The sequence below is a fragment of the Paraburkholderia sp. BGA-UO-ETr-F12 genome (assembly GCF_059567945.1).
Map to the genome: position 1 here is coordinate 177,962 of NZ_JCAQOZ010000051.1, position 17,540 is coordinate 195,501.

The 17,540-nt window shown below is 63.4% G+C and carries 9 protein-coding genes; 4 read left to right on the forward strand and 5 right to left on the reverse strand.

Annotated elements, in window-relative coordinates:
• Nucleotides 1-7: 7 nt before the first annotated feature.
• The 5 genes from glgX to AC57B6_RS22870 form a co-directional block, all read right to left on the reverse strand.
• Nucleotides 8-2,227, reverse strand: a complete 2,220-nt coding sequence (glgX, locus tag AC57B6_RS22850; protein WP_183797029.1) for a glycogen debranching protein GlgX — start codon at nt 2,225-2,227, stop codon at nt 8-10.
• A gap of 98 nt (nt 2,228-2,325) precedes the next feature.
• Nucleotides 2,326-4,536: a 1,4-alpha-glucan branching protein GlgB gene (glgB, locus tag AC57B6_RS22855; protein WP_178370513.1), complete on the reverse strand. Its 2,211-nt coding sequence runs from the start codon at nt 4,534-4,536 to the stop codon at nt 2,326-2,328.
• Nucleotides 4,529-7,984, reverse strand: coding sequence for a maltose alpha-D-glucosyltransferase (treS, locus tag AC57B6_RS22860; protein ID WP_444514295.1), 3,456 nt, complete (start codon nt 7,982-7,984; stop codon nt 4,529-4,531). The genes glgB and treS overlap by 8 nt, the downstream gene beginning before the upstream one ends.
• Nucleotides 7,974-11,423, reverse strand: a complete 3,450-nt coding sequence (locus AC57B6_RS22865) for a maltotransferase domain-containing protein (protein ID WP_081833030.1) — start codon at nt 11,421-11,423, stop codon at nt 7,974-7,976. The genes treS and AC57B6_RS22865 overlap by 11 nt, the downstream gene beginning before the upstream one ends.
• A 381-nt stretch (nt 11,424-11,804) precedes the next feature.
• A complete protein-coding gene (locus AC57B6_RS22870; RefSeq protein ID WP_030102197.1) occupies nt 11,805-12,470 on the reverse strand; it encodes a DUF1345 domain-containing protein in 666 nt (221 codons plus the stop codon).
• Nucleotides 12,471-12,846: 376 nt separating this feature from the next.
• On the opposite strand from AC57B6_RS22870, the gene AC57B6_RS22875 reads away from it, so the two are divergent.
• The 4 genes from AC57B6_RS22875 (at nt 12,847) to AC57B6_RS22890 (ending at nt 17,538) form a co-directional block, all read left to right on the forward strand.
• Nucleotides 12,847-13,479, forward strand: coding sequence for a sugar dehydrogenase complex small subunit (locus AC57B6_RS22875; RefSeq protein ID WP_028196141.1), 633 nt, complete (start codon nt 12,847-12,849; stop codon nt 13,477-13,479).
• Nucleotides 13,480-13,603: 124 nt separating this feature from the next.
• On the forward strand, nt 13,604-15,205 hold the full coding sequence (locus AC57B6_RS22880) for a GMC family oxidoreductase (protein ID WP_496422153.1): 1,602 nt from the start codon (nt 13,604-13,606) through the stop codon (nt 15,203-15,205).
• Between the two features lie 19 nt (nt 15,206-15,224).
• Entirely contained in the window at nt 15,225-16,652 is a 1,428-nt protein-coding gene (locus tag AC57B6_RS22885; protein ID WP_491562964.1) for a c-type cytochrome, read from the forward strand.
• Between the two features lie 148 nt (nt 16,653-16,800).
• Nucleotides 16,801-17,538, forward strand: a complete 738-nt coding sequence (locus AC57B6_RS22890) for a metallophosphoesterase (protein WP_028196144.1) — start codon at nt 16,801-16,803, stop codon at nt 17,536-17,538.
• Nucleotides 17,539-17,540: the final 2 nt, after the last annotated feature.

A 17,540-nucleotide genomic window follows, 5' to 3' on the forward strand; every position in this document is an offset into this window, starting at 1 on the left:
TTCCCGCCTACGTGGACGGCGACGTATCGCTACCGGGCATATGCGCACCCGGATCGGGCGGCAGGGCGGTCAATAAGCGCGGCCCGTGCTGCGCGCCGGCCTTCCAGCCCGTCTGCCAATCCGCTTCGCCGACTGGTTGCGCCGCCAGCATCACGAGGCTATGCGCGGCCACTTCGATGTCGGGCGTGGTCAGCGGGTGCGGCGCGCTTTCGGGCTCGGCCGTGTCTATCAGCACGTGCCATTCCAGGTGCGGCGCGGGCGGCACGAAACGCAAGGTGTCCGCCGAAGCGTTGAGCATCATCAACAATACTTCCGTTTCGCCATTCGAGCCCGGACCCGCGCGACGCAGCGTGAACGCGCGGCCTTCGGGGTCTTGCCAGGCTTCGATAGTGAGCGGGTCGCCGTGTTCATCGAACCAGCCGACGTCGTACAGACCGGGCAGTACTTCGCGGTCGCCGAACAGAAAGCGCGTTTCGCGCAGTAGTGGGTGCTGTTTGCGCAATGCAATCAGACGCGCGACGAACTCGGTCATCTGCCGCCCGTCGGGCGACTCCATGCGATCCCAGTCGAGCCATGATAGTTCGTTATCCTGGCAATACGCATTGTTGTTGCCGTGCTGCGTGCGCAGCGATTCGTCGCCGGCCAGCACCATCGGTGTGCCGAGCGCCATCAGCAGAGTGGCGATCAGCGAGCGGGCCACGCGCTTGCGCGTTTCGAGTATCGCCGGATCGTCGGTCGGACCTTCCACGCCCCAATTGCTGCTGCAGTTTTCATTGTGGCCGTCGTTGTTGTCTTCGCGATTCGCTTCGTTATGCTTGTGCTCGTACGCAGTGACGTCGGCGAGCGTAAAACCGTCGTGCGACGTGACGAAGTTGATCGAAGCCCATGGTTTCCTGAAGCGCCGGTTGAACAGATCGGCGGAGCCGGTCAGCCGCGCGGCGAGATCGGGGCGCAAGCCAGCGTCGCCGCGCCAGAAGCGGCGTACCGTGTCGCGGAAACGGTCGTTCCATTCGGCGAACCCCGGCGGATGATTGCCGAGTTGATAACCGCCCGGGCCAATGTCCCACGGCTCGGAAATCAGCTTGCGTTCCGACAGGATCGGGTCCTGGCGCAACGCGTCGAAGAAACCGGAACCGGGATCGAAGCCGTGTTGCTCGCGGCCGAGCGTCACGCCGAGATCGAAACGGAAGCCGTCGATATTGAACTTCGTCGACCAGTAGCGCAGCGAATCCATCACCATCTGCAGGACACGCGGGTGCACTACGTTGACGGTATTGCCGCAGCCGGTGTCGTTGATATGGTGGCGTTCGTCGCCGGGAACCAGGCGGTAGTAGCTCGCATTGTCGAGGCCGCGCCACGAGATGGTCGGCCCCGCCTCGTTGCCCTCGCAGGTGTGGTTGTAGACCACGTCGAGGATCACTTCAATACCGGCCGCGTGCAACTGGCGCACGGCGATGCGCATTTCGTCGAGCCGGTGCGTACTCAGATAAGACGGCTCCGGCGCAAAAAAAGCCGCGGTGTTGTAGCCCCAGTAATTGCGCAGGCCGCGCGCCACCAGAAAGCGGTCGTTCAGAAACGCGTGCACCGGCAGCAATTCGACTGCGGTGACACCCAGCTTCAGCAAATGCTCGATGAATTCCGGCGCAGCCAGCGCGGCGAACGTGCCGCGTTCGTGCTGGCGCAAATCGGGACGCAACATCGACACGCCGCGCACATGTGCTTCGTAGATGACGGTTTCGCCCCACGGTACATTCGGGCGCTTGTCGTGCGACCAGTCGAAAGCCTCGTCGATCACGACGCACTTCGGCATGGCCGGCGCCGAATCGCGCCGATCGATCGAGAGGTCGGCACGATTCGAATGCACGCGATAGCCGAACAGCGCGTCGGACCAGCGGAACTGCCCGACCAGTTTGCGTGCATACGGATCGAGCAGGAGCTTGTGCGGATTGAAGCGATGCCCATGCTGCGGCTGATACGGCCCGTGCGCGCGAAAACCGTACGCGGTGCCGGGGTGCGCGTTGGGCAGATAGCCGTGCCAGACTTCGTCGGTGCATTCGGGCAGCGTGAAGCGCCTGATCTCTTTGCGACCGGTGGGATCGAACAGGCAAAGCTCGATTTTTTGCGCATTCGCCGAGAACACCGCGAAGTTGACGCCGAGGCCATCCCAACTGGCGCCGAGCGGATAGGGCGAACCGGGCAGAAGCCGGTCGGGCATTGCGTGCGACATGATTCCCGTTCCTTGTTCTGTTTTATGAACGCTCTCGTGGGATTTCATGCAACGAGCGCGCCGCCCGTCGGCCGCGGGCTCGCCTTACTCCTCATCCGTCAATCCGCGCGCAACACGATCGTCGCCAAAGGCGGCAGCGTCAGCGCGGCGGAATTCGGCCAACCGTGGCTCGAGGCGTTGTCGGTATGAATCACGCCACCGTTGCCCATGTTCGAGCCGCCATACACGCTGGCATCCGTGTTCAGTACTTCTGTCCAGCGGCCGCCGCGCGGCATGCCGATCCGGTAGCCGAGGCGCGGCACCGGCGTCATGTTGCACACCACGACAAGTTCGCGCCCCTCGCCATCGCTGCGGCGGTAGGCATACACGCTGTTGCCGCTGTCGTCGCCTACCAGCCACTGGAAGCCGCCTGGCTCGCTGTCGAGCCGATGTAGCGCGGGGTCTTCGTGGTACAGATGGTTCAGATCGCGCACGAGCATCTGTACGCCGTGATGGTTCGGATCGTCGAGCAGATGCCAGTGCGGCGACGCGTCGTGGTTGAATTCGGCCATCTGGCCGAATTCGCCGCCCATGAACAGCAGCTTCTTGCCCGGATGCGTCCACATGAAGCCGAAGTACGCCCGCAGGTTGGCGAATTTTTGCCATCGGTCGCCGGGCATCTTGCCGAGCAGCGAGCCTTTGCCGTGCACCACTTCGTCGTGCGAAAGCGGCAGCACGAAACGCTCGGAATACGCGTACACCATGCCGAACGTCATCATGTGATGATGGTATTGGCGGTACACCGGGTCTTCCTGCATGTAATGCAGCGTGTCGTGCATCCAGCCCATGTTCCACTTGAACTGGAAGCCGAGGCCGCCGTCTTCGACGCGCGCCGTCACCCCTGGCCATGCGGTCGATTCTTCCGCAATCGTGATCGCGCCCGGAACGCCTGGCACATAGCCGACTTCATGATTCAGCCGCTTCAGAAACGCGATCGATTCGAGATTTTCGCGGCCGCCGTAGATGTTCGGCACCCACTCTCCGGCGTTGCGCGAATAGTCGCGATACAACATCGAGGCGACCGCATCCACGCGCAGGCCGTCGACGTGATAGCGCTTCAACCAGGCGAGTCCCGACGCCACCAGGAACGCGCTCACCTCGTTGCGGCCGAGGTTGTAGATCATCGTGTTCCAGTCCTGGTGATAGCCTTCGCGCGGATCGGCGTGCTCGTAGAGCGGCGTGCCGTCGAAGTCGATCAGGCCATGCGCGTCGTTCGGGAAGTGCGCCGGCACCCAGTCGAGAATCACGCCGAGACCGGCCGCGTGTGCCTTGTCGACGAACAGCGCGAACTGCTCGGGCTTGCCGAAACGGGCGGATGGCGCGAACTGTCCAAGCGGCTGATAACCCCACGAGCCGCCGAACGGATGCTCCGCGATCGGCATGAACTCGACATGCGTGAAGCCCATGCTTTTAACGTAGGGAATCAGCCGTTCGGCGAGTTCCTCCCAGGTCAAACCGCGCTGCCCCTCTTCGGCGACGCGCAGCCACGATTCGGCATGCACTTCGTAGATCGAGATCGGTGCGCGCGGCGTCTGTTTGTCGGCGCGCGATTGGATCCACTCGTGGTCGGTCCACGCGAACTGCTCGATTTCGTCGACGTGCGCGACCACCGACGCGGTGCCCGGCGGCTTTTCCGTTTGCATGGCACACGGATCGGCCTTCAACGGCAGCGGATGGCCGTCACGGGCAAGCAACTCGTACTTGTAACGCGTGCCCGGGCCGACGCGCGGCACGAACAATTCCCACACGCCGGCCTGGTGACGCAATCGCATCGGATGGCGGCGCCCATCCCATGAATTGAAGTCGCCGACTACCGACACGCGCCGCGCATTCGGCGCCCAGACGGCGAAGCGCACGCCCGGCACGCCGTCCACTTCCATCGGGCGTGCGCCGAGGCACTCGAGCACAGCATAGGGATCGCCGCCGGCGAGACGCCCCAGCGGTTCGTCGCCGAGAATGGGGCCGAACGAATACGTGTCCTCGATTTCCTGCACGGTGCCGTGCCAGTCGATACGCAGACGATAGGGCGCCGCCGAACTCACGCGACCGGCGAACAGCCCCGGTTTGAGCTGTTCGAGTTCGCCGAGCGTCGAACCATCGGCACGCGCGATAACCTTGACGTGCGAAGCATTCGGCAACAGCGCACGCACCACCGGACCCGCGTCCGTCTGATGCATGCCGAGCTGCGAGAAAGGATCGGGGTGACGCGCTTCGACGAGCGCGTCGATATCCAGTGGTTGGAGGCCTGCGGCCGGATCGTGCTCACTCATAATCGCCCTCGGCCGGGGTAGGCGGTGCGGCGGCGCCTGGCGCCTGGGTTGACGGATCGTGCTTACCGGTGTCGCCGAGCAGGCGGCTGGTGAGCGCGGCAAGGCCGCGTACCGGCAGACTGAGCCACGTCGGCCGATTGGCCGCTTCGTAACGGATTTCGTACGCGGCTTTCTCGATCAGGAACAGATCGAGCAGAGCCTGTTCGGCTTCCGGCGCGACCAGTTGCGTCGCCGAAGCGGCGGCAGCGGCCCGGTATTCTTTCAGGAATGTTTCGGTGGCGTGCGCACGGAAACGCTCAAAAAGGGCGCGCTTGCGATCGGCGGTCTGCACCGGCGCGCTTTCCGTCGTGGACTGCGCCGCGGCGCTCGCATAGGACAGCGAACGCATCAAGCCAGCGACGTCACGCAGCGGGCTCGATTTCTGGCGCCGCTCCTCCAGGGTACGCGCGGGCTCGCCTTCGAAGTCGATCAGATACGCGTCGCCCTGCGCGACCAGCACCTGCCCGAGATGGAAGTCACCGTGAATGCGCGTGCGCAACGCGCCTGCGTTGCCCGATATCAGTTTGCTGACCGCGTCGACCAGCGCCGCGCGACGGTCGATCAGGCTTTGCGCCAACGCTTTGGTGTCCGGATCGCTCATCTGCTCGATACGCGGCGCAAGCAGATCGAGCGCGCTTGCGAGCATGGATTGCGTGCCGTCGACCCACGCCTTCACCTGTTCGGCGCTGGCCGGTTCGGGGGCGAACGCCGGGTCGTCGGACGGCGAAGCGAGCGCCACGTGCAATTCGCCCAGGCGCTTGCCGATGATGCCGGCGAGCGCACTGTAGCCGTCCACGAGAATCGCTTCGTTGTCGCGGTCCGGCGATTGTGCTTCCGTATCGACCGCAATGGCCAGTTCATCCACCGAGCGGCGCAGGTAGTCGAGCGACCAGTTCCACGCGTCGCCCTGGTTGTCGATATAGCCTTGCAAGATCGCGAGTGTATGCGGCACGCCTTCGGGATCGACGCGCACCACTTCACCATACAGCGGCGCGGTGTTCGCGTAGCCGAGCTGGGTCAAGTAGCGGCTGATTTCGGCTTCCGGATGGATGCCGCTCACCAGACGCCGGACCAGTTTCAGCACCGCGGCATCGGCGATGATCAGCGAACTGTTGCTCTGTTCGGCCGCCAGCCAGCGAATCTCGGGCTGTTCGCCGAGATCGGCGAGTTCGGAGAAACGCTCGGTCGGGATGAACCTGATCTCACTCTTCTGCACGGTCGGAATCACCGCGCGCTCGCGCAGCTTGCGCAATACCCCGTGGGCGAAGATGGGCAGCGCGAACGCGTCGGTCAGATGGCCGACATTGCGGCCACGGCGAACGCGCGCCAGCGCCAGTTGAAGGAATAGCGGCGTGGTGGTTTCACCGCCCCATGTGATCGCGATCGGCACGACGTAGCGTTCGGTATGGTCGCCCACGTCGGCTTCGATTTCGGTGAACGCGAAGCCGCCTTGAGGAATCGTGGTCAACGCGGCGAGCCGCACCGCGTGCATCTTTTGATCCTTGGAGGCAAACCAGCGGCGCCGGCTCAGCCACGACGGCAGCACTTCGGATTCGAGCAAGCGGACGTTTTCCGGTGTCGGACCGACCTGGCCTTCGCGGATCACGATCGTGACGAATTCGGGCAGTGGCTCGGAATGCGCCTGCGCCCAGGTCGGGCGTTGGCCGCCTGAACACAGCAAGAACCACAGGAAACCGTACGGCGGAAAGGTCAGCAGATAGGTGAGCTGGCCGATCGCGGGGAATACGGAATCCGCGGTCATTTCAACCGGCACCGCGCCATTGAATTCGGATAGATCCAGCTCGACCGCTTGCGGTGCGCGTGACAGATTCGCCACGCACAGGATCGGCGGCTCGCCGGGTAATTCGCGGAGATACGCGAGGATTTTACGGTTTTCCGGCTTCAGGAAACGGATCGTGCCACGTCCGAAAGTCTGTTTCGCGCGCCGCGTGGCGAGCATGCGCCGGGTCCAGTTCAACAGCGAATGCGGGTCGCGGCTTTGCGCTTCGACATTGACGGCGTCGAAGCCGTACAACGCGCCCATTACCGGCGGCAGCACCAGTTGCTCGGGATCGGCGCGCGAGAATCCACCGTTGCGATCCGACGACCATTGCATCGGCGTGCGCACGCCGTCGCGGTCGCCGAGGTGGATGTTGTCGCCCATGCCGAGTTCGTCGCCGTAATAGATCACGGGCGTGCCGGGCATCGACAGCAGCAGCGAGTTGATCAGCTCGATGCGGCGGCGATCGCGCTCCATCAGCGGGGCGAGACGGCGGCGAATGCCGAGATTCAGGCGTGCGCGGCGATCGCTTGCATAGGTGTTCCACAGATAGTCGCGCTCGGAATCCGTGACCATTTCGAGCGTCAGTTCGTCGTGATTGCGCAGGAAAATCGCCCACTGATTGCTGGGGGCGAGGTCCGGCGTCTGGCGCATGATGTCGGTAATCGGGAAGCGGTCTTCGCTCGCAATCGACATATAGATGCGCGGCATCAGCGGGAAATGGAACGCCATGTGGCATTCGTCTTCGTCGCCGAAATATTCCTTCACGTCTTCCGGCCACTGGTTCGCTTCGGCGAGCAGCATGCGGTTGGGGTACTCGGCGTCGATGGTCGCGCGAATCTTCTTCAGCACCTCGTGCGTTTCCGGCAGATTCTCGTTGTTGGTGCCTTCGCGTTCGACCAGATACGGCACTGCGTCTAGCCGCAGCCCGTCGATCCCCATATCGAGCCAGAAGCGCATGATCTGCAGCACTTCCTTTAGCACGGCCGGATTGTCGAAGTTCAGATCGGGCTGGTGCGAATAGAAGCGGTGCCAATAGTAAGCACCCGCAACGGGGTCATGGGTCCAGTTCGACGGCTCCGAATCGATAAAGATGATCCGCGTTTCCTGGTACTTCTGATCGGTATCGGACCACACGTAGTAGTTGCGATGATTCGACCCCGGCTTCGCGCGGCGCGCGCGTTGAAACCATGGGTGCTGATCCGACGTGTGGTTGATCACCAGTTCCGTAATCACGCGGATGCCGCGTGCGTGCGCTTCCTGAATGAAGCGCTTCACGTCGGAAAGCTGGCCGTAGTCCGGATGCACATTGCGATAGTCGGCGATATCGTAGCCGTCGTCGCGGCGCGGCGATGGATAGAACGGCAGCAGCCAGATCGCATTGACACCGAGCTCGGCGATGTAATCGAGCTTCGCGATCAGGCCGGGAAAGTCGCCTACGCCGTCGTTGTTCGCGTCGAAGAACGACTTGATGTGTACCTGATAAATGATCGCGTCTTTGTACCAGAGCGGATCGTCGCTCAAGGCAGCAGGTTTGCTGCGCCGATGCGAGCGCGCTTTGGCGGCGCTGCCGGTGCTCACGTTGGTCGAGGCTTGCGGCGGAGTTTGGGCTGGATCGTCACGCTTCATGTGCGCCTTCCGTAGAGGTGGGGTTGCCAGCGTCGTCTGCGTGATAGTCGCTGTCGGCGGCAGCGGGGCGCTCGGCGGGCAGGCCGCCAAGCGGCGCGATGCGCCAGATCGAAAACGGTTGATCCGAACCGAGGCGGACATGCTGCCAGCGGCCGTGCCATTCGAAGCGGGCGCCCGTCATCTGATCGGTCACTTCCAGTGCGCCATGATCGTGCAGATTCCAACGCTGGAAAGTGTCCCACGACAATTCGATATCCGCCCCCTGTTCGTTGAACGGGTCGAGATTGATTGCCACCAGGATGACGTTATCGCGTGCTTCGGTCGCTTTCTCGAAGAACAGAATGTTGTCGTTGTGCGCGGTGAGGAACGTGAGGCCGAGATGCGTGTGCAGCGCCGGGTTCGCGCGTCGAATCCGGTTCAACGCACTGATTTCGCCGACGATATTGCCCGGCCGGTTCCAGTCCCACGCACGCAACTGATACTTTTCGGAGTCGAGATATTCCTCGCTGTTCGGCAGCGCGGCGGCCTCGCACAATTCGAAACCGCTATACACACCCCATAAACCGGCGAGTGTGGACGCGAGCGCCGCGCGAATCAGAAAGCCCGAACGCCCCGACGATTGCAGATGCCGCGGGTTGATGTCCGGCGTGTTGACGAAGAAATTCGGCCGGTAGAAATCGCGCGCGCCGGTTTGCGTGAGTTCGGTCATGTACTCGATGAAATCGCGCTTCGATTCGCGCCACGTGAAGTACGTGTACGACTGCGAGAAACCGATCTTGCCGAGGCGGTTCATCATGCGCGGTCGCGTGAAGGCTTCGGCGAGGAAGATCGTGTCGGGATAGCGCGAACGCACGTCGTTGATTACCCATTCCCAGAACGGCAGCGGCTTGGTGTGCGGATTGTCCACCCGGAAAATATGCACGCCGGCTTCGATCCAGAACAGGAAAACGTCGCGCAGCGCGAGCCACAAATCAGGTTTGGCGTCGTGCGCATAGAAGTCCGGATTGACGATGTCCTGATACTTCTTCGGCGGATTTTCCGCGTAACGCAGCGTGCCGTCGGGGCGCCACGCAAACCAGGTGGGATGCTCCTTGAGCCATGGGTGATCCGGCGAGCACTGGATCGCGAAATCGAGTGCGATTTCGAGGCCGTGCGCGTGCGCGGCGGCCAGCATCTGCTTGAAGTCGTCGAGCGTGCCGAGTTCGGGGTGCACGGCGGTGTGGCCGCCTTCGGCCGCACCGATTGCATACGGGCTGCCGACATCGCCCGGTTGTGCATTCAGCGTGTTGTTGCGGCCTTTGCGGTTCGTCATGCCGATCGGGTGGATCGGCGGGAAGTACAGCACGTCGAAACCCATGTCGCGGATGCGTGGCAATTTCGTGACGACGTCGGCAAAGGTGCCATGACGCGATTCGTCGTCGCTCATCGAACGCGGGAAGATCTCGTACCAGCTGGCGAAACTCGCGGCGGTCCGCTCGGCGTCGATCTTGTAGACGATCGGATCGCGGCTCAGGAACGGCCGGTGGCGCGCGGCGCTCATCGCCTGCGCGGTGGCCGGCTCGAGCAGCAAGGCGAGCTTCGTTGCGGCGTCCGCCTTGGTGAAGCGTTTGACGATTTGCTCGAGCGGTTCGGTCACGGCGCCCTCTACCGTTTCCACTTCGGCGAGCACGAGTGCGAACAGATGCGCGGCTTCTTCGAGTTCGAGTTCGACGGTTTGGCCCGCTTTCAGCTTCTTCTGGATATGCTCGACCAGCGAAGCAAAGTCGTCGCGCCATGCAATGACCGTGAATTCGTGGCGGCCGAGCCGTTCCAGCGGAATGCGCGCGCTCCAGATATCCAGGCCAGCCGGTTGTGCCGGGCGCATCGGGACTTCGTGCCAGGCGGTTTCGTCGGCTGCGCGCCAGATGACGGCAGCGGCGATCTTGTCGTGTCCTTCGGCGAAGATCGCGGCGGTGATTTCGGCGCGCTCGCCCACCGTGCGCTTGGCGGGAAAGCGGCCGTTGTCGACCGCGGGCGTCACGCTCTCGATCGCCACGCGCGGCGCGTTGATCGCTTCGAGCACCGTCTTGTGGCCGCTGCGCTTGCCGGTCGCCTTGTCGATCGGCGGCGCGAGCCGGATCGGCTGCTCGGCGACGCCGCGGAACAAGCGCACGGCGCCGGCTGCGAGCGTGAATGGTGTCAACGTGGCGGGCGTGGCATGTCCGGGCGCGTCGAGCGGCACGAAGCGCGTGAAATTGCCCGGTACGCCCGCCAGGAAGCGCGCGGGATCGACGCGCACAGGCGCACCGAGTTCGGGATTGATGGCGATCAGGATTGCTTCGCCGGCGTCGCGCAGATCGGCCGTGTCGGCGCGCAGCAACACGGCTGCCGGCGCGCCGGGCCCGCTTAGCGGACGCAATTCGCCGTTGCTGTGCAACGTTTTCGTCTTGCTTACCAGTTGGTTCGCATGGCTGATCCGCTCGGAGAGATCGAATCGCTTCGACTGGCTGGCAAGCGCGAACTGCGCCGCGTCGCCGCGTGTTTGCGACATCGGCTCGGCGATGCCGTACTCGAAGCCCATCGGCATCATCCAGCCGGTGCCGATGGAGGCCGACGCGAACAGCGCGCGCCGGTAGGCCCGCTCGACGATGGCGGCGTCGTGCGCCTCGCCGAGGTCGGCGGCAAGGCGGGTGCCGTAAGGCGCTTCCGGAAAGGCGACCGGGGCGGCGATGCGGGCGAGGGCCGCATGTTCTTCCACCATCCAGCTGGCGCGGAAGTCCCACCAGCGCACTGACGAAAACACGCTGTCGAAGCCCGCGCCTGCGAGGCCGAGCAGATCGCCACGGGCGAGACCCGGCGTCGCGGCGAGGAAGCGCACTTCCGGGTGCTTTGCGCGAACCGCGTCGCCGAGTTGCCGCCAAACGGCGGCCGGCACACGGTGTGGTGAATCGAAGCGGAAGCCGCTCACGCCCGCGTCGGCGAGTGCCAGCAGTTGCTGGGTCCACCAGCCGACTAGCGCCGCACGGCTGGCGCCGTCGTTGAAGTTGGCATACGCGACGTTGTCCTCGCGGTGCACGTGGCGCGGATCGAGGCGTGCCTCTTCAGACTCGAATGGGTGGAACCAGTCTGCATGTTCTGCGTATAGCACGCCATCGGCGGCCATCCGGTCGATCACCAGATCGACCAGCAAGGCCAGGCCATTCTGGCGAGCGGCCTGTGCCAGCGTGCGGATCGCTGTCGTGGCAGATTGCTGGGTCTCGAACACAGGATGCAGCCGGCTGTGGTTGCCGACCACCTGCCCATGCCCGCCTCGCCCGGGCTCGAAGACGCTGCCAATCAGCGCGTGATCGAAGCCCAGCCCGGCTGCGTGAGCAAACTGTGCGGGCCATGCATCGAGCGGCCCGACGAGAAGTGAATGAAAAAAGTAAATCCGCGGCGCGTACCCGTTTGGGGATTCCATCGGTCGTTTCCAGATTCGTCCTGCTGCGGTGTGGATGCAATTGACATGCGATCACAGCGCTCATTGGGCTTCCAGAGCCGGATACCGCGCGATGCGCAAAGCGAGGGCGCGTACTGGTCAATGTAGTGCAAAGATCGTCACGCCGCTGGCCAGTAACAGGTGCTTTGACGCCAGGCTTCAAGAGCGCGCGAGCGGCCAGAACTATTCGCAAGACGCAGCAAACGTTGTGCCAGTGCGTTTTTAGACCGGATGGATCGAAGCGAAAAGGTGGGGGATGCGCGCCCGGCAGGAAGGGGCGCGGAGTGGCCCCGGGGCGAAGTTGCCCGCGGGCGCGGGCGGCCCGCGTGTAAAACGGGCGGGCGTCGTCCGGGTTTTACACGGCTACGAACCGAGCAGGCCCGCTGCGATGTTCACGCACAAGCCGAGCACGGCGACGTTGAAGTAGAACGACAGGATTGACTGCGCGAGTGCCGCGCGGCGGATCGATCGCGAGCGCAGCACGACATCCGAGGTTTGCGAGGCCACCGCGATGGTGAACGAGAAATACAGAAAGTCCCAATAGTTCGGCTGGAGCTGGTGGTCGGGAAACAGCAGCGCGGTTTCCGTCGTATCCAGGTCGTAGTACAGCCGCGCGTAGTGCATCGTGAAAATGGTCGGAATCAGGAACCATGCACCGAACAACGTGAGCCCGGTCAGAAGATAGTGCCAAAGCGTCGAGGCGCCGGCCGTGCCCTTCACCGAGGCAAGTTCGAGCACGATCGCAACAATACTGGCGATCGTGGCTGCGCAGATCACGACCAGCACCACGCCGGCGTTTTCATCGTCGCGCCGTGCGAACTCGCGGACCCGGCCTTCGTCGGCCATAGCCATGTGCATCCAGATCAGCACGAGATAGCTCCATACCGCGGCATCCCAGCCGGCCAAGGTGCGCGCCATCGGGCTTGCGTGTTTGGGGAGCAGCAGCAGTGCGACCACGAGGCCGACGGCGAGGCCGACCAGCATACGTGGTCGATTGCGAAGAACCTGTGGATAGTATTTTATGGACATGTGATCAAGGGAAGGCCGACTGTGTCGCGAATTCTACTCGCGCTTCGAGCGCCATTTGTCGAATCGGTGAATCACAGGCTATAGTCTTTTGCAGTGGTCCAGCGTACGGGGTCTGATTGAAAGGCGATTGGCAGGCGGCACGCCTGTCGCCTTGCATACCGTGCGCCCAGGCCGGGCAGAAGCCTTTCATCAACACAACGTAATGCGCTTCGCATCGGCATCATGCAGTCTCACGAGACCGCTTAAGCGGCGCCAGGCCAGATTTTTTGGGGTAGAGAAATCGAGGTAACGCGCGGGCGCTTTTCGCGCCATGCCACATTACGGCGGCGTTGCCCGTTGAGAATGACTCACGATCGACTCACCATCTGGAGTCCCCATGACAGATGCTTCCGAGAACAAAGATGCGCACCACGAAGTGACGCATTTGGCCCGGTTCCCGTCGTCTACTTCATCGTCCTCGCAGTCGCCTCCGCTTCAAGTTTCGCGTTCGTTTTCAGCCTCGCGCCGGGCGTGGGTGCTGGGCGCGTGTGCCGCTGCCGCGGCGCTCGCGTTTGCCGGCGCGGGCCGTTCGTTCTCGTGGGTCGCCCCGGCGTTTGCCGACGCGCCCGCCGGCGGCGGGCTCGACGCTTTCCTCGCGCTCTCGCAGCGTCTCACCGGCCGCACGGGTTTCGACGCCGTGCTCGGCAAGCGGGTCTATGACGCGCTTGCGAAATCCGACAGCCAGTTCGCGCAGAACGTCGCCGCGCTCAACACGTGGCTGCAAGGCCACGGCGGGGTGCCGTCCGACACCGTCACGCAGGCACTGGCGGCCGATCAGCCCGCGCTCGCCAAGTCCGTCAGCGCGATCATGCGTGCGTGGTATCTCGGTCTTGTGGGTGACATGCCGCATGTCGACGTGGTCGCTTATGAAAAAGCGCTGATGTTCGAACCGGTCAAGGACGTGCTGACAATTCCGTCCTATTGCCGCGACGTGCCGTTCTATTGGACGCAGAAACCGGTGAGCACCTGAACGACGTTCCTCTCGCGCGTGCCGTGTCGATTGTCGTAGCGCCGGATCGCCTGACTGAGCCGTTCGACGAAACGCCGGCACGTGGGATCAGCAAGCAACGATAAGCCAGGATAAGAGGGCAACAATGGCAAACTCAAATTCCGCCGACATCGTCGTAGTCGGATCGGGCGTGGCAGGTGGGCTGGTTGCACATCAGATGGCGCTGGCCGGTGCATCGGTGATTCTGCTCGAGGCCGGGCCGCGAATTCCGCGCTGGCAGATCGTCGAGAACTTCCGCAACTCGCCGGCCAAGTCCGACTTCGCGACGCCCTATCCCTCCACGCCTTACGCGCCGCATCCCGAGTACTCGCCGGCCAACCATTACCTGATCCAGAAGGGCGACTATCCGTACAACTCACAGTATGTGCGGCTGGTCGGCGGCACGACGTGGCACTGGGCGGCCGCTGCCTGGAGGCTGTTGCCGGCGGACTTCAGGTTGCACACGCTGTATGGCGTGGGACGTGACTGGCCTTATCCGTATGAGACCCTGGAGCCGTGGTACCAGGCGGCCGAAGTGCAACTGGGTGTTTCCGGCCCGGACAGCACGATCGATCTCGGTTCGCCGCGCTCGCAACCCTATCCGATGAGCCAACTGCCGCTGTCGTACATGGATCAGCGCTTTAGCGACGTGCTCAACGCGCAGGGCTTCAAGGTGGTGCCCGAGCCGGTCGCGCGCAACAGCCGTCCCTACGATGCGCGGCCCACCTGCTGCGGCAACAACAACTGCATGCCGATCTGCCCGATCGCGGCGATGTACAACGGCGTGGTGCATGCCGAGAAGGCCGAGCAGGCCGGTGCGAAGCTGATTGCCGAGGCGGTTGTGTACCGCGTCGAAGCGGACAACAAAGGGCTCATTACGGCTGTCCACTACAAGGACCCGAACGGCAACAGCACGCGCGTGACCGGCAAGCTGTTCGTGCTCGCCGCAAACGGCATCGAAACGCCGAAGCTGATGCTGATGTCGACCTCCGACAAATTCCCGCACGGTATCGGCAACAGCTCCGACCAGGTGGGCCGTAACCTGATGGATCATCCGGGCACGGGCGTCACCTTCCTCGCCAACGAACCGCTGTGGCCAGGGCGCGGGCCGATGGAAATGACCTCGATCGTCAACTTCCGCGACGGCGCGTTCCGCTCCGATTACGCGGCGAAGAAGCTGCATCCGTCGAATGGCGTGCCGACCATGGGTGTGACCGCCGACCTGCTGAAAAAGGGTGTGACGGGCGCCGAGCTCGACCGCCAGATTCGCGATCGCGCGGCTCGCACGCTGAACATCAACAGTTTTCACGAGCATCTCCCTGAGCCGCAGAACCGCGTGGTGCCATCGGCGGATCACAAGGACGCGCTGGGCATTGCGCAACCCGAGATCTACTACTCGATCAACGACTACGTGAAGAAGAGCGCGGCGAACACGCATGAGCTTTACGCGCAGATCGCCGCGCTGTTCGGCGGCGCCGAGGTCTCGTTCGACGATACATTCGCGCCGAACAATCACATCATGGGTACCACCATCATGGGCAGCGATCCCGGGGATTCGGTCGTCGACGTGGATTGCCGCACGCACGATCACTCGAATCTGTTCATTGCCAGCAGCGGCGTGATGCCCACTGCAGCCTCCGTGAATTGCACGCTGACGATCGCGGCCTTGTCGCTGAAACTGGCGGACAAGCTCAAGCGTGAAATCTGAGCCTGAACGGAGAGCCAACATGATGAAGAACACCTCTCGCGTGCAGCCGGCCGATCTGCCTGTTCAGAGCATACGTCGTCGCCGTTTGCGGGTGGCGACGCTGGCGGCCATTTTTGCGCTATTCGCGCTGTACGTTGCGTGGCACGAAGCACGTGGGCCGGGCGAACGGCATAACGATGAACTGCCGATCACGCAGGCTCACGCGGACGATGCCTCGCAACCGTCCAATGCGGCGGGTACGCCGGCGGCGGTGGCCGGCGGCGATCTCGTGAAGCGCGGCGAGTACCTTGCGCGCGTCGGCGATTGCGTCGCGTGTCACACAGCGGACAAATCACGCCCGTTTGCGGGCGGCCTGCCGATCAACACGCCGGTCGGCACGATCGTGACGCCCAACATCACGCCGGATCCGGACACCGGTATCGGCCAATGGAGCGACGCCGATTTTCTGCGCGCGATGCACGAAGGTATCGGCAAGGGCGGCGAGCGGTTGTATCCGGCGTTTCCGTACGTGGAGTACACCAAGGTCACCGATCAGGACGTGATGGCGATTCGCGCGTATCTGAAGACACTGACGCCGATCCATTACGCGCCGCCGGGCAATACCCTGAAATTCCCCTTCAACCAGCGCTGGCTGATGGTGTTCTGGAATCTGTTCAATTTCAACGAGGGCCGCTTTGTTCCCGATCCGAAGCAAAGCGCCGAGTGGAATCGCGGCGCGTATCTGGTCGAGGGACTCGCGCATTGCGAGGAGTGCCATACGCCGCGCAATTTCATGCAGGGCTTGAAGACGAGTTCGCGTTTCTCCGGCGCGGTCCAGGCTGGCTGGCACGCGTACAACATCACACCCGATAAGAACAGCGGCGTGGGCAACTGGAGCGATGACGAACTGGCCGCGTATCTGTCGACCGGGGCGGCGCCGGGCCGCGCCAATGCGGCCGGCCCGATGGCCGAAGTGGTGACCGACAGCACGCAATACCTGACGCAAGAGGACGTCGGCTCAATCGTCAAGTATCTGCGTTCGCTGCCGCCGATCAGCGGCGGAGAATCCCGTCCGCGCGACCAGTGGGGCAATCCCGCCGCCGACGACGTCACCACGTTGCGCGGCACCACGGTCAATGCGGTGAACGGCGCGCAGCTGTTCATCGCCAATTGCGCGACCTGCCATAACTGGACGGGTCAGGGCATCGGCGCAAGCGCGCCGGGGGCGTACCCCTCGTTGATTCACAACTCGGCGGTCGGCGCGAGCGACGCCAACAATCTGGCGATGGTGATTCTGCACGGCGTGACTCGTACGACGAAACAGGCCGATGTGCTGATGCCCGCCTTCGGCACCGAGCTCACCGACGATCAGGTGGCGGCGATCACCAACTACGTGACCAAACAGTTCGGCAATCCGCAGTCCACGGTGACGGTGGATCAGGTGGCCAGGTTGCGCACTCAGCAATAACGACTGCGTCAATGGCGCGTTTCCCGGTAAGTTATGCCGGAGACGCGCCATTTTTGCGTCGTTTCTACGTGATCCCGGTGCTTTGGCACGCCAGGAAAAGATAGGGAGCGCGCATACGCATTTGCGCATGCCGATCTATCATGAACGCATGGCTTCCGTACCCGTCAATCCCGTCCAGCATCATTTGACCAATTCAAGCGGCCGCGACTTTGTCGTAGGCGATTTGCATGGCTGCGTCGATGCATTGCGCTATCTGCTGCGCGACATCGCGTTCGACCCGGCGCGCGACCGGCTGTTTTCGGTCGGCGACCTGGTGGACCGCGGCGAACATTCCGAGCAGGCGCTAGCCCTGCTCGACAAGCCGTGGTTTTATGCGGTGCTCGGCAATCACGAAGACACCTTGTGCGCGGTTGTCGATGGACGCATGCGGCGGCAGTGGTGGTATGGAATCGGCGGGACGTGGGCCGCGAATGTCCCCGACGAACGCTTGCAGCAGTATGCCGAACGTCTGCGGACGCTGCCGCTCGTGCGAGTGGTGGGCAGCGGTAAGGAGCGCTTCAATATTCTGCATGCCGAATTCTTCGGCACGGACGCTGAACTCGACGCCGGGAATTATTCCGATGAAACGCGCCAGCAATTGCTGTGGGGGCGCGATCTGGCCGTGGGCAATGGCGATCCGCAGCGTCAGCGTGGCCTTTCGCTGACCTATTGCGGCCATACGCCTGTACGCGACATCCAGCAGATCGGCTCGCAGGTGTTTATCGACACGGGCGCTTTCGGGCCCGGCGGCAAGCTGACGATTGTGGAGCCGCTGGCGCTACGGCGCTGGTCGATCTCGGTCGAGGCGGCACGGGAGAGCGGCGCGGCGGCGTTGGCCCTGCCCTGATG

Excerpts from the sequence above, each read along its gene's own strand:
- AC57B6_RS22885 (WP_491562964.1), top strand. The coding sequence starts at position 15,225 with ATGATGAAGAACACCTCTCGCGTGCAGCCGGCCGATCTGCCTGTTCAG.
- AC57B6_RS22870 (WP_030102197.1), bottom strand. The coding sequence starts at position 12,470 with ATGTCCATAAAATACTATCCACAGGTTCTTCGCAATCGACCACGTATG.
- AC57B6_RS22880 (WP_496422153.1), top strand. The coding sequence starts at position 13,604 with ATGGCAAACTCAAATTCCGCCGACATCGTCGTAGTCGGATCGGGCGTG.
- AC57B6_RS22875 (WP_028196141.1), top strand. The coding sequence starts at position 12,847 with ATGACAGATGCTTCCGAGAACAAAGATGCGCACCACGAAGTGACGCAT.
- AC57B6_RS22865 (WP_081833030.1), bottom strand. The coding sequence starts at position 11,423 with ATGGAATCCCCAAACGGGTACGCGCCGCGGATTTACTTTTTTCATTCA.
- glgB (WP_178370513.1), bottom strand. The coding sequence starts at position 4,536 with ATGAGTGAGCACGATCCGGCCGCAGGCCTCCAACCACTGGATATCGAC.
- glgX (WP_183797029.1), bottom strand. The coding sequence starts at position 2,227 with ATGTCGCACGCAATGCCCGACCGGCTTCTGCCCGGTTCGCCCTATCCG.
- treS (WP_444514295.1), bottom strand. The coding sequence starts at position 7,984 with ATGAAGCGTGACGATCCAGCCCAAACTCCGCCGCAAGCCTCGACCAAC.
- AC57B6_RS22890 (WP_028196144.1), top strand. The coding sequence starts at position 16,801 with ATGGCTTCCGTACCCGTCAATCCCGTCCAGCATCATTTGACCAATTCA.